We start from the raw sequence: 20,360 nt of genomic DNA, 5'->3' as shown, positions 1-20,360 counted from the left end.
ATAATAGGCTGTCCTGAACGTTCTCGTATAGTAGAAAAATGCAGTGGAAATATCAATATTTTCAATGTATTTTATAAATTAGGCCTTATGGTGGATTATTTTTTCATAAAGTTTTTTTTCAGCTCACTTTATCTTAAGACTATTAAGAATATGACGAATTTCATATAAATTGCCACTAAAGCAACTGGCGCCAAGCTTATCTGCTTCTTTTGGCATGCCATAAATAACTGAAGAAGCTTCATCTTGTGTCATTGTTAAGCATCCATTTTTCATTAATTTAAGAAGCCCTTGAGCACCATCGTCTCCCATTCCTGTAAGAAGTATGCCAATCCCTTTTGCGTTTGTACGCGCAAGGGAATCGAATAAAATATCGATACAGGGACGTAATTCTTTTTTTGCAGGTGATAAATCAGGTTCAACTTGCAATTTCTCTCCATATTTTTTCACAACGATATGATTATCTCCATCGGCAAGATAAATGTGTCCGCGTTGTAGCTCTGGTCTTTTTTTGGGAGAGATATACTTCAATCCTGTTGTCTGTTGAAGTTTATCAATAAATTCTTGGGCAAATATGTGGGGTAAATGCTGAACGATAAGTATAGGCGGGAAATTTTGTGGAGAATTTTTTAATAACTCTGCAAGGGCAATTGTTCCACCTGTACTTGCGCCAATGGCAATAAACTGGGGGAGCAAAGAATTTAAATATTTGCGTACCTTTTGATTTTTTAGAGTCAATGTATTTGAATCGTTAGAATCAAAGGTGGTCTCTTCCAGAGATAAAAATAAATTCTTTAAATAAAGAATAATTTTAGATGACTGAGCTTCGAAATCCCTCCAATCATGAAAGTCTTTAAAAATTTGGCTTTCATAGAAAGCACTTAAGCTTTGTTTTGATTTAGAATTCGGATACAGAATCGCTTCTAGAATAAAATTTTTTTTAATATCTTTTATAAACTGAAATAAGAAATTTATTAACTCTTGCGTCTTATATTCACTGTCAATAATTAATATTTTTATCTTCTTATACACTTGCGGACTTTTCAATTCTTCAAGAGAATTTATTAATATAAAATTTTTGAACTCTTTTTGGATTCGATCTGTAAATGGTTTTATTTTATGGATCTCTGCGCAAGAATAAACCGCAATGCATTCAACTTTTTCTTCCATATTAATTGTATTTTTATCTAAATTTTTCTTGTATATTGAATTACCAATGTGCATAAGGTTTAATTTCTTTGCATCTATTTTTTCACTGTGGCCTAGGAAAATGAGACTGTTTTCATGCATGATACTTTTAAACGTTGAGACTACGTTTTCTGAAGCTGCTTGATCAAAATAGATAAATAAATTTCTGCATAGAATAATATCAAAAATATTATTCTGATCATCTGTGGGATTTAAGTTTTCTATCTGAGGTAAAAAACTGCAATTTCTGATGTCACCTTCTATAAAGGTGCAATGTGAGCGGATTTTTTTACTGAGTGCAAAGTAATCTTTCGCTTCATTTTCTCCAAGCAGAAGTTCTTTGTGAAATTGATAAGGAATATTATTTAAATTTGACTTTAGATACACGGCATTTTTACATTTTTTAATTGAATTTTTATCGATATCGAAGCCATATATGATAAAATCTATATTATCCATGTTTTCACAAATTGAGTTTAGAATTAAGGCGACGGAATAGACTTCTTCACCCGTTGAGCAGGGAATTGAGAGAACGCGAATGAATTTTCGATTGTGTTTCTGAATTAAATTTTTAACTTCGTCAACCATAATAGTGAAATGCTCGGTTTCTCTAAACCATCCTGTTGTGTGAACCGTTATAGCAGATAAGAATTTATGATACTCATCTTTGCTATTATGAATAAGGGTTAAATACTCTTTTAAATTTGATAGTTCTGCAAGATAGATAAGTTGACTCACGTTATTTAGAATATAATCTCGGATTTGAGGTGAATTGGATTGCATTCCTGTTAGTTCATAAGTAAGATTTAATAAGTACTGAACTTCATCGCAATCTAACTCAATTTTCATAAATGTTTATTTTCTTTGAATGAAATGTGTTCTGCAGTTAATTCATTTTTATCATATTCATCATTTTGAGATTTAGTGACATTTTTCTCAATATTTGCAATTAAATTATTAACCTCAATATTAGAATTTGTTATGTTTTCAACTTCATTATTGTTCCGTGGCACTTGCTCTTCCCAAGATTCCGATAGATTATCGATCAATTGTGTTTGTTTGTTTGTTTTATGATTAAATCTAAAATTGCCAAGAATAAGTACTTGTATCGCTTTCATAATTTTTTCAACAACCATACCTTCATTTTTTAACTCCTTAGCAAGATGCTTTGCTTCAAATGCTGAGGAATTATTTTGCTTTGTAGCTTGATCCATTTTTGACATTGCTTTCACGACTTGTTGAACTCCAATTTGCTGCTCTTTTGTTGCTAGAGTAATACCCTTAAGACGATCATTTATACTTTGAATTTCCTGTGAAATAGTAACAAATTCTTTTGCTGCTTCGTATGAAACAGATTGGGCATCAACAATTTTTTTAGATGTGATTTCTATAATACGAGAAACTTGATTGTGGCTATCTTGCAGAAGAATTTGAATTTCTTTTGCAGCATTTCCGCTTGTTAATGCTAAATTACCAACTTCTTCGGCTACTACAGAAAAGCCTTTTCCGTGTTGGCCCGCGCGGGCAGCTTCGATTGATGCATTGATAGATAAAAGCTGTGTTTTAAAAACAATTTCATTAATGATTGAAGTTTTATTTGCAACCTCGGTTATAATGTTTGGCATATTTTGTAGATCTGTGTTTGCATTTTGAATGGATTCCATTGAGTTTGTTAATTTATCCATTATTAAATTGCCTTTATCAGTTTTTTCTTGCACAGTGGAAGCAAAAATACTGCAGTCTTTAACATGCTCAACAGTTTGAGTGATCATACTTGATATTTCACTCATTGCGCTCACGCTTTGTTGCATGGCATCGGATTGATCGTTTGTCGAATTTGCTACGGTTTCTGATGATATAGCGATGTTATTAGCGGTTGCAAAGGTTTTGGCTGCAGATATTTTGAGATGTTCACTGATATTAATAAATTTATTACTAATTGCATTGATGATAATGAAACCGATTAAAATCGATAGTAAGCCAAGTGCAAGAACTGTCATAATAAATTTATATTTTAAATTATAAATATGGCTGAAGAAAAAATCTACATTTGAGCGGATGAGCACAGTCCAGCCTATGGATGGGATCCATTTAGGGGAGTCGATCAGAGCATATCCCCCAATAGAGTCATAATTTTTCTTTAAATTATAAGAATATGTAATGCCCATACCTGTTTTATTAAAAAGTTCTTTTTGGCTTGAGTTTTGTTCGAAGAAGTTATATTTATTAAGGACATTAAAATCTCTTTTTACTTCTGTTGAAGTATTATAAGAAGGGTCATATTCAGAGATAACAAAACCATTCGCGTCAAGCAAAGAAATATCTGCTTTGGAGTATCCTTGTTTAGATAGTTTTTTATAAACTTGAATTAATTCATCTTCCAAATAGGAAAAATTGGCTCGATTGGTAATTATGCCAATTATTTTTTTAGATTTATCATATACGGGAGCGCTGAAAGATGTTGTGTATGCATGATCGCCAAAAACTTTAGAAACAATTGGATCTTCACTTGGTCCTTCAAAATATGTGCCTTGAAATTTTTTTTCAGAATCTTCAGTAAATTTCTTCATCAATACATTTTGAAACCACTTTTCTTTTGCGTAGTTTTCAGTTTTTAATAATTGATTGTTAATTTCTTTACCTTTTGGTGATAAAGAGTTTGAGGCAATATAATTTCCATGTATATCTACATATAAAATGACATCATAAATTCCATACAGACTTGAATATTGGTTTAAAGCTTCTTGCATTTTTTTTCTGTCATTTTCTGCAAAGACAGGATTGATGGCAAAAGCTTGGACATCCCCATAGCGTTCATAAAATTGAGCTGCAATTGCATTTCCTAAATTGAGTGATTCTGATTCCAGAATATACTCCATCTTTTTCATTATATCTTTGCTATTGTTTAATTGTTGGTAAATTGAGACAAAACATAGAGTAAATATAATTATAAGTAAAGAAGAAATTATTTTAAATCGCATGGAAAAATAAATTTTTTTGAAGTTCATATTGCTTCCTTACTTTCATTATGAATTTGATTTAAGCTCGTTATTTCTTGTGTATTTAAAATTGAATAGAGATCTATAATTGTAATAATTTTATTTTTAAATTCACACATTCCTAGAATATAGTCATTTCGGATCGAGGATTCGATTTTAGGTTTTTGTCCATTTTCTAAAAAATTTAGGTGGAAGACGCCTTCCAATTGATCTGTTATAACTGCTAAAGTTCCAGATGGTAAATTTATGACTATCATTGCTGAATTATTTGCTGGCGTGCCCAAACTTGGGTAGCCAAAGCGTAAGCGTAAATCAATAGCCCCAATAATCTCGCCTCTGACATTGATAACACCAAGATAAGATTGAATGGTATTTGGCACGGGTTTGGGAGTTTGTCTTTCTATAACTTCACGCACTTGCATTAAGTTTGTGCCATAAATCTCATTATTTAAGTGAAAGACTAAAAATAGATTTTGATTGTCATTTTCTTGAATCAAATTTTATTCTCAAATATTTCATTATGAATAATACTAATATTTGGAAGAACTAACTGAGAAATTAATTCTTTCAGACTTAAGATAAAAGCAGGTTCTCCATTCGGTAAAACAGCCGATCCTGTGAAAAATTTTATTTCATTCAGCTTTTCACTTTTCTTTTTAAAGACAATGGATTCAATTCCTATGATGTGATCGATTTCAAATGCATAGAGCTGTTTATTGAATTCAATTAAAACTGCTGAATTATGACTTATCTTAATATCCGATTCTTCTTTGTTATGATTTAATAAATAACTGTTGAGATTTTTAATTATGACGGGTGTATCTCTTAAAAAAAGCATTCTTTCACTGTTTGTGACATTATCTATTTTGAATTTAGATAAATCGAGAACTTCTTCTATTTCAGAAATAGGAATGACGTAATTTAAATTATCAGTTTTAATAATAAGAGTTTCTATAATTGAAAGATTTGATGGCAAATGAAATTCAAATTTTGAACCAATATCAACTTGACTTTGAATATTTACATGGCCACCTATCTCATGTAATACTTGTTTTACGACATCTAAACCAACACCACGGCCAGAAACTTCTGTTATTTTTTCTGCAGTTGAAAAACCTGGAGAAAAGAGAAACTGGTAAATTTCTTGTTCACTGAGTTTAGCATTTTCTGCGACCATATTTTTCTGCACTGCTTTTTGGAAAACATTTTTTGCATTGATCCCTCTTCCATCGTCTGTAATTGTTATGATCACATGGCTTGTATTTTGCATTGCTGAAATCTTAATGCTCGAGATCAAAGGTTTAGATTTTTTTATTCTTTCTTCTTCATGCTCTATGGCGTGATCGACAGCATTGCGAATGACATGGACCAAAGGATCCATTATTTTTTCAATAATAATTTTATCAATTTCAATATGCGATCCATCCATTATTATTTCGATTTTTTTATTTTGCTGAATAGCCAAAGAGACGGCCGTTCTTTCAAGTCTTTGAAAGATAGAAGTGAGTGGAACCATTCGCAGGGAAAAAACATTTGATTGTAATTCTTTAATTATTTTTTTGCAAATATTAACTGCATTATTAAATGAATTTGAGTTATATTTATTATTATTTTTACAGTGAAAAATAATGGAGTGATTGGAGCAAAGTTCACTTATATGATTCATAATTGTTTCAATTTTATTAATAGGAATCCTTATAGTATCTATTTTATTGCTTGAATTTATTTTTGTAATTGGCTCTGCTATTTTTTTAATTTCGACTTTGTCTGGTTGTGCTTCTTCAGTAAAAACACCAAAACTTTGATCTTCAGTCTTATTTTCACTCATGGAGGGATTAAATTGACGTATATAGTCTTCGAATTCACATAAATCTTTTGGCGTATAATTTAAATCTTTATGTAATTCTTCACACCAGTTATCTAAAATGGTATGACATTTAAAGAATAAACTTATGAATTCGATATTAAACTCTCTTTGCCCATCGCGAAGAAGTGAAATAATATCTTCTACTTTATGGATGAAAGATCCAAAGGTTTCAAGACCTACTGATCGTGCAGAACCTTTTAAATTGTGCGCTAAGCGAAATAAAGTCGCAAATAATTCTTGGGAAGGATTTTTTTCCAAGTCAAGGCATGTCTTTTCCCAAAGCTCAAGGTTGTCACGCGCCTCTTCTAAGAATGTACTGACAAAAATGTTTAATTCACTGTTATTGCTCATTTTTGCATCCGTAGTTCCTTAATAACATACGGATGTTATCGTCCGATTGGACACATTTATGAGGTTTTTATAGGGTAGGGATATTTAATTAGCCAATATGAAGACTTATTTTCAGACCTGTGGCTTCGCTGATTTCAGCGATGGTGTCTAATGTGAGATTTGAGTTGCCTTTTAGAATTTTTGCGAGCGTTGCAGAGCTCATATGCAGTTGTTTTTTGAATTGATTGAACCCAAGGTGATGGCTCGCCATGTATTGTATAAGCGCTTTAGAAACGGCTTCAGTCATTTCATTTCGAGCTTTTGCTCTTTTTAAAGCACGTGCATGAATGTCGTTTATTTCATCTTCAGAAAATATTTCTTTTTCAAGCTCATCTAAAGTTTGAAATTTGTCATAATCATTCTTGTTAAAATTCATTTTAGTCATAATGCTGGTCTTCTTTACTTAACTTTTTCATTCATTTAGCTACTGGTTTTTCACAGTTTTTTGTTACCCAAAATAACACACGATAATTACTATTCATCCTTGATATCACCTATCGGTTTAAGTTTAGTATACTAAACTGCTTTACTAAAGTAAACTAAACTCTAGGCATGTCAATGAAGAATTTTAAAGCTTTGATTGTCTAGGGTAAGTGCATTATTTCATACAACTTTTTAATTTCTCCCCATTTCCCTTGACTTATTCGCATAAGCCAGTTAGCTACCTTCTAGCAAAGTTTTAACGCTTTGGCTGTGCTGATTGCGACGGGGAAATACCGGATCCCATTCCGAACTCCGAAGTCAAGCCCGTCTGCGGCAATGGTACTGCACTCTTAAGTGTGGGAGAGTAGCTCTGTGCAGCCTTAAATTTTAAACCCTCTGGATAAATCGCCAGGGGTTTTTTTTATTTATCAATTGTTTTTTTCAATAATTCAGTTGTTCACAATATCGAGTAAAACCTGATCGAGGGACATATTTTCTATTTCATCACAGGTTTTTGTATCGCAGATATCAAACTTCGCGCCAATAGAAACCATATCATCATCGAGTTTTTTTAAGAAATCCCGTGCGTATTTGTCATCGCCAATTTGAATAAACGAAATTCCGAATTCATTGTTACTTTCCATTTTTTTGCTTGTTTCGAGGATCAAGTTTGTCAAACTGCGTTGACCTTGTACTCCGTCGGTCGGCTCTCCATCTGTTACAACTATTACAGAAGTGGGTTTGTCGGAGTGATTAAAATGTTGGTTAATGACGTCGGTGAGAACGGGAACAAAATCGGTTCCGCCATTGGTTATTCTCCATTTTGAGCAATCAAGAAGTTAGTCAATGGTATGTTAAATTCCAAGTTTAGTCTAAGTTGAGCTAAAAATCTCATTCAATATATTAAATACAGTTCAATTTAAATAATAGATTATCAATTATATAAATTATTTAATAAATAATATTTTATATAAATTAGCAAATGTAAATATATTCTTTCAGGGAATTTAAAATATATCCTTGCAATACTTGTTTATTAAAAAAATTTGTGATAAGGAGGTTTAAGCAATTTTTAACACCCAAAATTTTAGGAAAAATACATTTATTTGGATATTAAAAAAAATTTAGATTGTGATGATAAATACTTTATTCCTTCCCTTTCTAATGAATATAAAAAGATAAACCGCTTTTTAAGTGAATCAAAAAAATTGGAAGAAAAATTTGACAAAAGTATAGTTTTGCATGCAAACGAAAATAAATTGTCAAATTTTTCTAAGCATTTTCTGCATATGAATTTAGGAGAGAGGTATCATTTATCAAATGAAAAAGAAGATTTCTGCCTAACAAATAAGAATGGATTTATTTTTAAAAATTTTTTTGAAATTCGTGAGTTTGAATTACATGCAAAACAAACTGCATATAAATTACTAAGCGCAAATTTTATTGATTTTAGATTGTTGTCTGGAGTTCATGCTACAATAACTACTGTCCTATCTTTAACTGAACCAGGACAATTAATATTATCTTTGAATCCGTTAGAAGGTGGTCATTTTGCTACTACATCAATAATAAAGCGATCAGAAAGACGCTCGCAATATCTAAAAATTTTAGATTGTAAAAGTGAAATTGATATAAATTGGCTTAAAGAGCAGTGTTCTATTGAAAAACCTTCTCTTATTTTAATCGATGATAGTTGTCCAATAAGAGAATTTTCTTATGAAAAAATTAAAGAAGTTATTCCTAAAACAACAATTCTTATTTATGATGCATCTCATTCTTTATTTCATAAATAGATCATAAGGAAATTTTATGGGAATTTTAATTTTTAGTAATTCAAATAATATGCATATTCCTTTTGGAGAATGGCTTGATCCAATAAAAGATGAGTTATTTTTAATTTGTGATAATACCTATAATGTAACACATACGAAATATAAAGCAATAAAAAAATTTTCTAAATATGATAATAATGATCAGGTTTTGGAGTATGCAAAATCAATAATTAAAGAATATGGAGTTAGATTCATTATAGGTAAATCAGAATGTGATATATTGCGATGTGCAAAATTAAGAGATGAATTTAATATTGATGGACAAACATATAAACAATTTTTGCCATATAGAAATAAAATTGTAATGAAAAATTATTTGAAATCTCATAATATTTTAATCGCAAATTTTTGTCAACCTAAGAACTTAAATGAAGCTATTACATTTGCAGAAAATAATCAATTTCCTTTAATACTCAAACCAATTGATGGTTCAGGTTCTTTCAATACAATAAAGATAAATTGTATGAACGATATGTATAATGTCAATTCTTTTAAAAATACTATGCTTGAAGAGTTTATAGATGGAAAAATGTATCATGTAGATAGTTTATATTTAAATGATAATATTGTATTTAGTTCTCCATCAGTTTACGAATCTGGATGTCTTGAATTTCAGAGTAAAAAATCGTTAAAAAGTTATACTTTAGCCAAGATAATCCACTTTTTAATAGGCTTAAAGAATTTACCTGTCAAGTTATTAATGCTTTACCAACATATAAAAATATAGCTTTTCATGCAGAAATATTTCACACTCCGGAAGACAAACTCGTTTTATGTGAGATTGCATCTAGAAGTGGCGGGGGTAAAATTAGACAAACACTGGAATTTGCATATGGTATTAATATTGATAAATATTGGATTCAAAGTCAATGTAAAATCAATACATTTCAAGAATTAAAATTTCCAAATGTTCCAAAAACTCTTGCTGGTTTCATTTTAATTCCGCCACAAAATGGAATAATTGAAAAGTTAGCAAGTAGCAATCTACCAGAATGGGTAGTTGAATATAACATAACGGGGAAAATTGGTCAAAATTATATGGATGCGCAAAAAAGTACAGATAATATTGCATCTTTTATTATTGAAGGAGATTCGGAGGAAATTGTAAAAAAGCGTCTCAATGATATAGAAGATTGGTTCAATAATGGAAGTGTATGGAATTATAGCAATCCAACGCATGATTAGAAGCTTTTAATGTAACAGATGAAATTTTTTGATCAAGAAAATATTTATAAGAATTATCATCAAATAAATCGGTTTCTTCGAAATTTAAATTATTTTCATATGGATTATTATTGCTATTATTCATAAATATCTTCCGTTTTAAAAATCAATTTAATGAAACTTTAAATTTTCGTGCGAGGGTGATGACAGATTCTTTGGCATAATTCCAACGGATGGTTGGACTTTTTTTGTTTCCATTTCTTTTGCAGGTGAATTATATGTGCTTTTTTTGTGTTTTTTACTGAAACGGTTAATAATAAAAAAGACTTTAATAGCAAATACAAAACCAAATATAAATAATCTTAAATAGATCTCCTTTAAATGTAGGATATTTTATAGAGATTTTTTCGACATCATTTAGAAATATGAATTCACAATTATTCTAAGTGAAATTTAATAAAAAATATAATCTTTATTATTTTTTGTCATTTTTTTTGAAGGTTAGGAGTAGAATAAAGAGATCAAGAATATAAATCATAACCAAAAGAATTTATAAATAATTTCTTTTCATTTCATTATAAATTATCTTTTTTATTTCTATTGACACATAATTTGTACTTTTATTTAACAATCTTTTTTATTTTTCTTCTTAGACTTGTGCTGGAATTCTTCAAGTGCTTGGCGCACAACTTTTTGTTATGATACATTGTCTTTTTTCGCAAAACTTTGAACATAATTAAGTAATGGATCAGATAATCTAACGGTTATAGTTTTAGGTTCAAATTCAATTGTGGTGATCTCAAAATCAGGATCTTTCATAAACTCACTTATATCACCTTCAGCATTAAATTTTTCTTCATACTGTTTTAGCTGATTTTTATGCATAAAAATTTCCGTAAATGGTCTTTTAAATCGACTCCCTTCTATTTCTTAAAACAAAAGCACCAACCATTGCCCTACCATAAATATTGACTCCAAAAGCAATAATTCTTTGTTCTTCACCGGAATAAAATTTTATTAACATATCCTAGAGAATTATTAATTCTTTGCATAATAGTATATATTCAATTTAAACAATTATTTTTCAAATAAACATAAAATACTTTGTTGTGAAAGTATAAATATCCATAACCTTTACATTTCATGATTTGCAATATATGAATCAAAACATTTTATTTTTTTAAAAATAAAATGTTTTGATTCATATATTAATGTATTTATAAGGTTTTTATGATTTCTAAAAATGTGATATATTTTATTCCTGTATGCATATTAACAACTGCATTATATAGTTATAATAAGAAAAATGAAATAAATTTTGAAAAAAAACCTGAAAAAGATTTTATTGATGAGAAGAAAGCACTTAATTCCAAAGTAGAAGATTCTAAATCCAAAGTAGAAGATTCTAAATCCAAAGTAGAAGATTCTAAATCCAAAGTAGAAGATTCTAAATCCAAAGTTGATGAATCTGAATCCAAATCTGAAGTCCCCAAGTCCAAAGCAGAAGCTCATAAGTCCAAAGCAGAAGATCCCAAGTCCAAAGCAGAAGTTCCCAAGTCCACAGAAGAAGGTCCTAATACTTTAGGTGAAGATCCCAAGTCCAAAGCAGAAGGTCCTAATACTTTAGCAGAGGGTTATAAATCTTTAGCAGAAGATCCCAAGTCCAAAGCAGAAGGTTTTAAGTCCATAGTTTCAGTAGATAATGGTAATAAGCTTAAAATTCTTGGATTTATAGATGATAGACCTTTCAATAACAATTTGGATGGTAATGATCTAATGGGGATGATTGAATTTGCTCAAACTAAAACAATTTCACCAACAGATGCAATAAAACTGATTCCAAACCGTAAAGCTTTATTAATATTCACACCGCAAAAAGATGATCAAGATTATATAACGAGTTTAAAAGTCATTGCTTACATTAATGGAAATGAAATTGGAATATTGGATATGAAGACTCCAATAGACTTTCCCAAGAGCGATCAGACTCCTGATAGTTTAAATAAACATGAGGTTAAGTATTCAACAAAGTCTTGGAGCGTGCAATTACCAGGATCATGGATGAAAAATGGTCTTTCTTTAACTTTTGTAAATCAAAGAAAACAGAAAGGGAGCTTAAAAGCTGAGAATTTAAAATTTTCTCCGCCAACTGAATTATTTTTAACGAATTTTAGATTAGCCATGTTAAGTGAACTACAGCCTAAAGGGGAAATGGAAAAAAATCCACATAAGTTCGCTTTAGATTATTTTCAAACTATCCCAGTTGCAAAATTAAAAGTTGGTACTTACCAGCCTCTTAAAATATCGGATAAAATTGTAATGCCAAATGGAATTATTTATGATTCTAATAATTTAAGCTCTACGACGGGTGATGGACATAATGGTGATATGAGAGAGGAAATTCTCAAAAACTTATTTGGATATGGAATAAATAAAGCAAACTCAGGTATTTCAAGCTCAGATAGCTCTTCAAAAGATCCTCAGTATTTTAAACAAATCCAAATACATAGGGGGACTGGAAGTTATCAAAATAAAAGTAATGTAATACATGGATGGAGCGGAGGCAGCGGTTTAGCAACTCTCTTTGAAGCAGAAGGTAATGAATTTAGCCACGAACTAGGGCATAATTATGAATTGGGTTATTATCCAGGAGGTCCTGAAAATTATTACTTTAATTCGAATTCTGGATGGGGTTATAATGCCGATAAGAATAAAATGATAAGTACCTTGGTATGGGGAAAAAATTTGAAAGATGTTGAGGAAAATGGGAGAGTATATCCAAGACCTAAATGGCAGGGTTTTTCTTTTAATACTGATCCTATGGCTGGTGCAGAGATAAATGGAAATATTTCTAAATTTACCCAATATACTCCATTTACGACAGAACTTATTCAAAAAAACTTATCTACATTTGACATAATAACGAGTGATAGTCCAACAGGCTATAAACATTGGGATGATGATTTAAAAGAAATGATCATATCTGCTTCTGAGCGCCCTATTCCTCAACAATTTGAAGTGCCTATCTTGACGCTAATTGGTTTATATGACCCAAAGGGTGTGTTGCCCAGTCACATGTATCCAGGGCTATATGGGAATATGGGATATATTTATGATTTACAAACATCTAATATGGATAAAGGATGTTGGTTAGCTATCACTAAGTCAGACAATGAGATCAAAGCATTTAAGCTTAATGATAAGCAATTACGTGATGGAATGATGAATGCTTATCATGTGAACTTACCAACTATGAATATAACATATACTAAAGCTGAAATTTCTTGTATAATTAATAATCAAAATAGAGTATTGTCTTCAATAGATATCGCTGGTCCATCACAAGAAAATGAAAATAAATTGCCTCTTCCAGTTATCATTTCAGATGTTAATGATAAAGAAGAAAAAGCTTTTACTGATAAATATAAAAAAGCTTTTTTAAGTCAATTTCCAGATATTGGTAACAATGAAATTCAGAATACAGATTTAATTCAAAAATTTGCTGATAAAATTCTCTTTTATAAAAAAGGAAGTAACAATAAATATTTAGGTTATTATGTATTTAATATGATAGATGATAAAATTCAAAACAATAACAGCCCTATATTCAAAGTGTTTCCATTTAGTGAAACAATATTTAATTCTAAAATATACAGTCCTAAATATTCTTCTCATTATTTCCTAGCAGAAGATTCTAAAGTAAGTCCAACTAAAAGGCGTTGGGTAAATGTTACTTCAGGCAGTGTTTTAAAAATTAAATTGACTAATAATCAGAACAATTCTGAATTAAAAATTAAATTAAAAGCATTTATAAACAGCGACGAAAAATTGTTTGATATGGAATCAGGTATATATGCTGATAATTTCCCTGCTAAAGAAAAACTATCAATTAAGTTCATTTCTGTAGATAATCCTGAAATTATTAAATCCGCAGGAACTTATGAAGGAGTATTAAATTTAATTGCGAAGAGTTGGTATAATGATACAATTAACGAACCAATCCAAATAAAAATATCATCCGTTGATGGCGTTGTCAGTGCTTTGCAGATGTAATCTAAGTAATTTACTAGCTCCTCAAGAGGAGCTTCACAGGCTGGGGTAGAAAGTGGATACCAATATACATCTTTCTCCGCAAAATCCTCCAAACAACCCTTGTCATTCTTGAAATTATAAGATATGCACTCCTCTCGAGCTCAGGGCTGAGGCTTAATGCTCGGAAGAATATATAGAAGGGGGGTGAACAATATGCCAGTTGTAAAGATTAAAGAAGGTGAAACCTTTGAAAGCGCGATGCGTCGTTTTAAGAAGCAATGCGAAAAAGCAGGTATTCTCTCTGAAATTCGCAAACGTGAGCACTATGAAAAACCCTCTGTTAAAATTAAGAGAAAACGTATGGCTGCTCGTAAGCGCGCTCTAAAAAAACAAAAGAAACTCATGTCTTAATGAGTCTTTGGAGAGCTAAAAGAGAGCTTTAAAGCAAGAGAGAGTTGTGAAAAACGGCTCTCTCTTTTTTTTCCTCAGAGCTCAAAGTGTGATAGGTTCAAACTCCTCGGAGTGGAGAAGAAAAACTTCAACAAATGGTGAGGTTCTTATTTGAGGCTTCGCAAGCAATCTATTCAAAATATTATTGATTCTGTCAACTTACCAGACCATCTCAAACGCTACTTAGAGGTTAAGCGTTCGGGCAGTCACTCCGTTGCCAAATGCCCATTTCATCAAGATACTTCCCCAAGCTTATGTATTTATACAGATAATTATCATTGTTTTGCCTGCAAAGCACATGGCAATTTAATCGATTATGAAATGCATAGGACAGGCGCTTCTTTTCGTGAGGCTGTGCAAAGTCTAGCGGAAATGTATCAACTGCCCTTAGAGTATGAAAGCCCAAGCGATCAAGGTCCTAAAAGTCATTTGAGCGCTGCTTTTTTTGAGAAGCAGAATAAAAATTTAATGGATATGGAAGCTTTCTTTAAAGAAAATCTACTAACCTTTAAAGAAAAAGCAGAAAAAGAAAATTGTGCATTCTATTTATTTTTAATAAACCAATGTAAAATTGATTTTGCTTATTCTGGAACAATACAGGCGTGCCGTGATTTTGTAAGTAAAAGAGATTTTGGCAATCATAAACCGTTTGACTTGTCTGAACGTCTGGTCTTTCCTGTTTATAAAGACAGTGGAAAAGTAACAGGTTTTCTTTTTTCAAAGAAAATAGCGCTTGACTCCATTAAAAATGCAGAAGATTGTCAGCAGATATTTACAGAGCTCGAACAATACAGCCCCTATCCTAAGTCTTTTTTACCGGTGTTAAATTGGCAGAATGCGCGTTCCTATGCAGCAAAAGCAAAACAATTATTTGTCGTAACAAATATGAATGATTTTCTTTTTTTAGCACAGAGAAATATTGCAAATACCGTGTTATGTATTGGCGATAAGTTAGATTTAAATTTAACGAAAACCTTTGCTAAAAGAGTTCCTGTTGTTACATTAATTCTCGATGATTCCAAATCTGCCAACGCATATTTATGGAAAACCTTTGTTGATAATATTCATATTGAGGATATTTCTTTACAGATCATAAGATTTCCAAAAATGACAAATGGACTCAGTGCGTTTTTAATGAATTATGATAGCAATGGTCTGCAGAATTGGCTTGGGCAGATAAAATTAGTTTTAAATGAAGTAACCGCACGTGTTACGGGATCGGTTGCTCAACCGCAAAGAGTGGAAGAATTTAAGAAAATTATACTACCCGTTTTAAATAAATTGGAAAATATTGAACGGAGAAATCGAATTCTTAGTGAATTAAGTCAAGTATTTTTTGGTTCGGCGAAAGAAATTTTATTTCAAACGCAAAGTAACATTAGATATAACTTAAAGTATAAACAGGATAATAAAGATGCAATAAAGGAAGTAAAGAAGCTAAACTCTCAAGATATAAAAATGGTTGAGAAAGTAGAGATATTACCTGCGAAAGATTTAAAAAAAGTTGCGAGTGAAAAAGATTTTTTAAATAAAACAATTCTTTTTTACCATAAAATCTTAATGTCCGAGAAAGGCAAGGAAGCGCAGATTTATCTTTTAGAAAGAGGGATCTCGCATGAGCAAATCATTGCGTGGAATTTGGGTTTTTGCCCCGGGAGCAATGATTTATCCCGTAAAGTCGAAAATAATTTTATCGGTTGTGAAACACCATTAAAATTGGGATTGATAAAACCTCGATTGAATCAGGGAAAATATTTCGATCTCTTTCATGATCGCATTATTATTCCAATCTATGGGGCAGATGGATCTCCTGTTGCTTTGGCAGGAAGATTGTTTATAAAAAACTCTGTGTTGCAAGCAAAAGAAATGCCAAAATATATTAATTCACCTGAGTCCGATTTATTTGCAAAATCTAAGGTTTTATTCCATTTTTATGGTGCATTAAAATCGATTGTCAGCTATGGATATGTTATTGTCGTTGAAGGCTATATGGACTGTATTTCATTGGTTAATGCTGGAGTCACCAATACGGTTGCTGTCATGGGAACAGCATTGACTCAAGCGCATATGGAAATCTTAACTAAAGTGACAAAAAGAATTGTCCTATGTTTTGATAGTGATAATGCGGGACAAAATGCTGCAAAAAGATCTTTTTCAGTTGCGTTTCCTTACTCTGGGATAGATATAGAGTATATGCTTTTACCCAGTGGAAAAGACCCAGATGAATTTATCCAAAAATTTGGGGTGGAGCGGTTTTTTAAATTAGCAGAGCAGCGCATACCTTTGTTGCATAAAATTTGCGAATGGCTGCAGATTGAGTCAAACTCTCAACCCGAGCGGTTTTTTAGTTTAGTGAAAGAACAAGTGCTCTCTTTGGTTGCTCTGCATCCTGATCTTTCTACCCAAAATGAAGTCTTGAGCTTTTTGTGTGAAAGATATTTTTCTAATATGACAGTTTCGAGTTTGCGCAATGAAATGGGGAAAACCTCTTTCGTTGCAAATCGACCTCTGCTTGCGAAAGAACACTCTGTTCAGAAATCAGATATTCTTGATGACTGGCCCGTTCTGAATGCTCATGAAGTTAAATTTCTCTTTACCCTTGTGCACTCAAAATTTGTTGAGCTGCCGGAGCGACTCAGAAATGTGGCTCAAGGTCTTTGCAGCGGTGAAGAGAGTGATGAAAAATATTGTGCTTTAGCACTTAATCATCAAATGACTGCGCAAAGTTTTGTAGTTTTTCTTGAATTCATAGCCATAATGATTGAAAATCCTTATGTTTGTTTGCTAGATTTAGAAAGCTTGAATTCTTGGGAATTTTCTTCTCATGCGAAGCTCCTTATTGCTTATATGACTTCGGAAGCGCATGTATTATTACAATTTCATAAGGAGGAATTGTTGAAGGAAGGCTTGCCTGGCAATGTGTCCATGATATCATTAAAAAATATTTGGGATCTAAAAAACTCTGGGTTTTTAAGGTTTCAGCTGCGAAACGTAAAATTATCATCGCAACGCGGTGGATTGAGATCATTTGTTGCAGAGACTTTACTCCACCTTGAACTCGAATATATTGATAACGCTCTTCGGGCATTTTCGAGTTTTCATTTTGATAACGAGATAGATAAGCAATTTCAAGATCTTGTCAAGGAGAGAATGCGACGACGTACAAAATTTAGCAATTTCGAATCTTTTAGTTTGCAATGAGAGAAAAATCATTTCAAATTATTTCTTTTGTGCTATTCAAGCATCGCTGTTCGAATAGTTTTTTGTTTTGTGATTCTTGGGGGTTTTTAAAATATGACGAATTCCAAGTCAAAGTCAGCAGTCATTGGTAGTCAGAAACGTGCTTCTGAGCATACCCAAAGCAAAGAAAAAACTATGAACGCAAAGCCTGCACCACAGGCAAAAAAAGTAGAAAAGACTCCTGCGAAAGCTCAGCCTCAAGCAAAGTCTGCGGAACCATCTAAGACAGTAAAAAAAGAGAATCAGCCTTTGACTAAAAAACAATCTGTAAAATCATCTGAACATGTTTCTAAAGACTCACCAGAGGCTGCTCAGGAAGTAAAAAAAACTCCTGCAGTCAAATCTGAAAAAGATTTGAAACATCATGTCGTTAAACCCCAAAAAGAGCCTAAAGAGGCAGAAAAACTTGGGGAGAAATCAAGTCCTTTTAAGTTAGAGAAAAGTGGAAAAGTGAGTGATAAAGAAACGAGCAAAGTCCCGTCTGCGGCAAAAAAATCAGTTAAACTAACCTCTCCAGTCGCTTCAGCAGCAAAAGGGAAAGAAGAGCCCCAAGCTGCATCCGTTCCTGCTGCCAATGTGGCAAAAGGCAAGGATGAGCAAACAGCGTCCCTAGCAGCGCCTAAACAAGTCAAAATAGTGCGGGCAAAAGCAGAGGGTGCCGGCGGGAAAACAACTGCTGCAAAAGCAGCAAGCCCAGCGAAAAGGGCCGTTGAAAAGTCTCATGAATACTCGGCAACTGAAAAAGCACAAACCGCAGAAGCAAGCGTGGCTAAAAAAAGCCCTGCGCGAAAATCTCCTGCTGCTAAAATTGTAGAATCAGCTAAGCCTGCAGATTCTTTAAAGAACCTGGACTCTAGCAAAGATAAAAAGGCAAAACCGTCTGCAGATAAAGTTGTTTTGATCAAAAAAGAAGCTAAGGCTGCAGTTCCTGCTGTGCAAGAAATCGAAGAAAAAGACAAAAAAACAGCGTCTGCCAGTGCATCTCCCGCTGCAGCTGCAAATGCCAAAAAGAAAGATGCAAAACCAGATCTCACCAAAAAGCCTACAAAGCAAGCAAAAGGCAAAGGAGCAGATTCCGAAGAGGAAGATTCTTTCGATGAAGCAGCTGTTGATGAAGAAATAGATGACTTTACCCTAGATGAGGAAGAAGATCTTCTCGCAGAAGTCGACTCCGAATCCGAAGACCCAACTGCATTGCCAGAAGATGACTTCTTAGCAGCGGAAGAGTTTGGCGCTGACCTTGGTGGTGAAGAAGAAGATCTCGATGCCGCGGGCCGTAGCAATGACCCCGTGCGTGTCTATCTTAGAAAAATGGGTCAAGTGGCCCTTCTTTCTCGCGATGGCGAAGTTGAAATTGCTAAGAAAATTGAAAATGAAGAAAATAAGCTGCTCGAGCATTTGGTTTCATTGCGCATAGGTATCAACCATATGTGCGATGTGGGGCAGAAATTTATCGACGGTATTATCAAAGCCAAAAACCTGGTTAAAGGTTTTGATGATGAGCAAGATCAAGCCAACGACGAAGGTCAATCGCAACGCGTGCGCGTCCTTGTCGAAAGCTTTATGAAGCTTGCGAACACAGCTGTGGAAATTGAAGATAAATTTGGCTTACAGGGGCTTGATAAACTTTCTAACCATGAACGTGAAATTCTCAATGAATCACGCAGTCAGATGTTTGAAATTATCAAGGAAATCAACGTAAATCGTCGTATTATTCAGCAGATCGTAACAGAGCTCGATACGCATGCAAAGTCTGTCTCTGACTGCATGAAAGAAATCAATAAAGTTAAAGTGAGAACGCGCCTCGATGAAGCTCGTTTGGCCGCTTATTGTAACAACAACGCTTCTCGACCTATCGAAGTGAATTTCTTGACTGAAAGAGATTGGGAAAACTTTAAAAACACTTATATCTCTGCGCAAAACGCAATTTTATCCAGTGAACAAGCATGTTTCTTAAGCAGAAGTGAAATTGCGATAAAGTACCAAGTGATCAACAATGCAAATCGCTTTGCGGAAGAAGCAAAACGTGAGCTGATTGAAGCAAACTTGCGCCTTGTTGTTTCGATTGCTAAAAAATACATGAACCGTGGACTTCAGTTTCTCGATCTTATTCAGGAAGGTAATATTGGCCTGATGAAAGCAGTCGAAAAATTTGAATACCGTCGTGGTTACAAATTCAGTACGTATGCAACGTGGTGGATTCGCCAAGCAATAACACGTGCGATTGCAGACCAAGCACGCACGATCCGTATTCCTGTGCATATGATTGAAACTATTAACAAAATGGTAAGGACTAGCCGTCAGCTTGTTCAGGAAATGGGACGAGAACCCACTCCCGAAGAAATTGCACAACGCATGGACATGAGTATAGAAAAAGTACGTAAGGTGATGAAGATTGCCCGCGAACCTATTTCTCTCGAAGCTCCTATTGGCGAAGAAGAAGACAATCACTACGGAGACTTTTTGGAAGACAAAACCCATGGTGCGCCTATCGATATCGTGGCAAACCAAAGTCTTTCCGACCAAACCAAAAAAGTCTTGGCGACTTTAACTTCTCGTGAAGAAAAAGTATTGCGCATGCGTTTTGGGATCGGTGAAAAGACAGACCACACACTCGAAGAAGTGGGGCAAAGTTTCGACGTAACGCGCGAGCGTATTCGTCAGATTGAGGCCAAGGCTTTGAGAAAGCTACGTCATCCAAGTCGTTCTAAAAAGTTAAAAGCTTTTATAGAAAGCTAAAAGAAAAGGTGTTTCGTGTAAACAGCGAAACACCTTTTT

The 20,360-nt window shown here is 33.0% G+C and carries 14 protein-coding genes and 1 rRNA gene; 7 read left to right on the top strand and 8 right to left on the bottom strand.

The features are described 5' to 3' along the window. Nucleotides 1–123: 123 nt before the first annotated feature. The 5 genes from EZS29_RS11870 to EZS29_RS11850 form a co-directional block, all read right to left on the bottom strand. Nucleotides 124–2,034 carry a chemotaxis protein CheB gene (locus EZS29_RS11870; protein WP_130610905.1) on the bottom strand — a complete coding sequence of 637 codons (1,911 nt, stop codon included), beginning with the start codon at nt 2,032–2,034 and terminating at the stop codon, nt 124–126. Further along, the gene (locus tag EZS29_RS11865) at nt 2,031–4,193 is read right to left on the bottom strand and encodes a methyl-accepting chemotaxis protein (protein WP_130610902.1); all 2,163 of its coding nucleotides are present in this window, start codon (nt 4,191–4,193) and stop codon (nt 2,031–2,033) included. The genes EZS29_RS11870 and EZS29_RS11865 overlap by 4 nt, the downstream gene beginning before the upstream one ends. Next, on the bottom strand, nt 4,190–4,681 hold the full coding sequence (locus EZS29_RS11860; protein ID WP_130610899.1) for a chemotaxis protein CheW: 492 nt from the start codon (nt 4,679–4,681) through the stop codon (nt 4,190–4,192). The genes EZS29_RS11865 and EZS29_RS11860 overlap by 4 nt, the downstream gene beginning before the upstream one ends. Then, nucleotides 4,678–6,402: a chemotaxis protein CheA gene (locus EZS29_RS11855; RefSeq protein ID WP_130610896.1), complete on the bottom strand. Its 1,725-nt coding sequence runs from the start codon at nt 6,400–6,402 to the stop codon at nt 4,678–4,680. The genes EZS29_RS11860 and EZS29_RS11855 overlap by 4 nt, the downstream gene beginning before the upstream one ends. A gap of 88 nt (nt 6,403–6,490) precedes the next feature. Further along, nucleotides 6,491–6,826: a helix-turn-helix domain-containing protein gene (locus tag EZS29_RS11850; protein WP_130610893.1), complete on the bottom strand. Its 336-nt coding sequence runs from the start codon at nt 6,824–6,826 to the stop codon at nt 6,491–6,493. Nucleotides 6,827–7,130: 304 nt separating this feature from the next. Between EZS29_RS11850 and rrf the strand changes: the two genes are divergently transcribed. After that, nucleotides 7,131–7,245, top strand: a 5S ribosomal RNA gene (rrf, locus tag EZS29_RS11845). 68 nt (nt 7,246–7,313) lie between these two features. On the opposite strand, the gene EZS29_RS11840 is transcribed toward rrf, so the two are convergent. Further along, nucleotides 7,314–7,541 (bottom strand): vWA domain-containing protein, encoded by a 228-nt coding sequence (locus EZS29_RS11840; protein ID WP_130610890.1) that lies wholly within the window; start codon nt 7,539–7,541, stop codon nt 7,314–7,316. 429 nt (nt 7,542–7,970) lie between these two features. On the opposite strand from EZS29_RS11840, the gene EZS29_RS11835 reads away from it, so the two are divergent. Together EZS29_RS11835 and EZS29_RS11830 are read left to right on the top strand one after the other, a co-directional pair. Beyond that, the gene (locus EZS29_RS11835; RefSeq protein WP_130610887.1) at nt 7,971–8,657 is read left to right on the top strand and encodes a PLP-dependent aminotransferase family protein; all 687 of its coding nucleotides are present in this window, start codon (nt 7,971–7,973) and stop codon (nt 8,655–8,657) included. 16 nt (nt 8,658–8,673) lie between these two features. Then, nucleotides 8,674–9,423 carry an ATP-grasp domain-containing protein gene (locus EZS29_RS11830; protein WP_130610884.1) on the top strand — a complete coding sequence of 250 codons (750 nt, stop codon included), beginning with the start codon at nt 8,674–8,676 and terminating at the stop codon, nt 9,421–9,423. A 411-nt stretch (nt 9,424–9,834) separates the two neighbouring features. Here the strand turns inward: EZS29_RS11830 and EZS29_RS15990 are convergent, their stop codons facing one another. Further along, nucleotides 9,835–10,005, bottom strand: coding sequence for a hypothetical protein (locus tag EZS29_RS15990; protein ID WP_172603923.1), 171 nt, complete (start codon nt 10,003–10,005; stop codon nt 9,835–9,837). Between the two features lie 551 nt (nt 10,006–10,556). Next, nucleotides 10,557–10,745 (bottom strand): CopG family antitoxin, encoded by a 189-nt coding sequence (locus EZS29_RS11825; RefSeq protein WP_130610881.1) that lies wholly within the window; start codon nt 10,743–10,745, stop codon nt 10,557–10,559. Between the two features lie 345 nt (nt 10,746–11,090). Between EZS29_RS11825 and EZS29_RS11820 the strand changes: the two genes are divergently transcribed. The 4 genes from EZS29_RS11820 to rpoD all read left to right on the top strand — a co-directional run bounded on the left by EZS29_RS11820 (nt 11,091) and on the right by rpoD (nt 20,321). Beyond that, on the top strand, nt 11,091–13,913 hold the full coding sequence (locus tag EZS29_RS11820) for a M66 family metalloprotease (protein WP_130610877.1): 2,823 nt from the start codon (nt 11,091–11,093) through the stop codon (nt 13,911–13,913). A gap of 192 nt (nt 13,914–14,105) precedes the next feature. Then, a complete protein-coding gene (gene rpsU / locus EZS29_RS11815; protein WP_130610874.1) occupies nt 14,106–14,303 on the top strand; it encodes a 30S ribosomal protein S21 in 198 nt (65 codons plus the stop codon). 150 nt (nt 14,304–14,453) lie between these two features. Continuing rightward, complete coding sequence (locus tag EZS29_RS11810) at nt 14,454–17,543, top strand: toprim domain-containing protein (RefSeq protein ID WP_130610871.1); 3,090 nt, start codon at nt 14,454–14,456, stop codon at nt 17,541–17,543. 93 nt (nt 17,544–17,636) lie between these two features. After that, nucleotides 17,637–20,321 (top strand): RNA polymerase sigma factor RpoD, encoded by a 2,685-nt coding sequence (rpoD, locus tag EZS29_RS11805; RefSeq protein WP_130610868.1) that lies wholly within the window; start codon nt 17,637–17,639, stop codon nt 20,319–20,321. Nucleotides 20,322–20,360: the final 39 nt, after the last annotated feature.

The organism is Fluviispira sanaruensis (genome assembly GCF_004295685.1).
Taxonomy (GTDB): domain Bacteria; phylum Bdellovibrionota_B; class Oligoflexia; order Silvanigrellales; family Silvanigrellaceae; genus Silvanigrella; species Silvanigrella sanaruensis.
The sequence above is the reverse complement of the archived record's forward strand: the minus strand, read 5'-3'. Positions and strand labels throughout refer to the sequence as shown.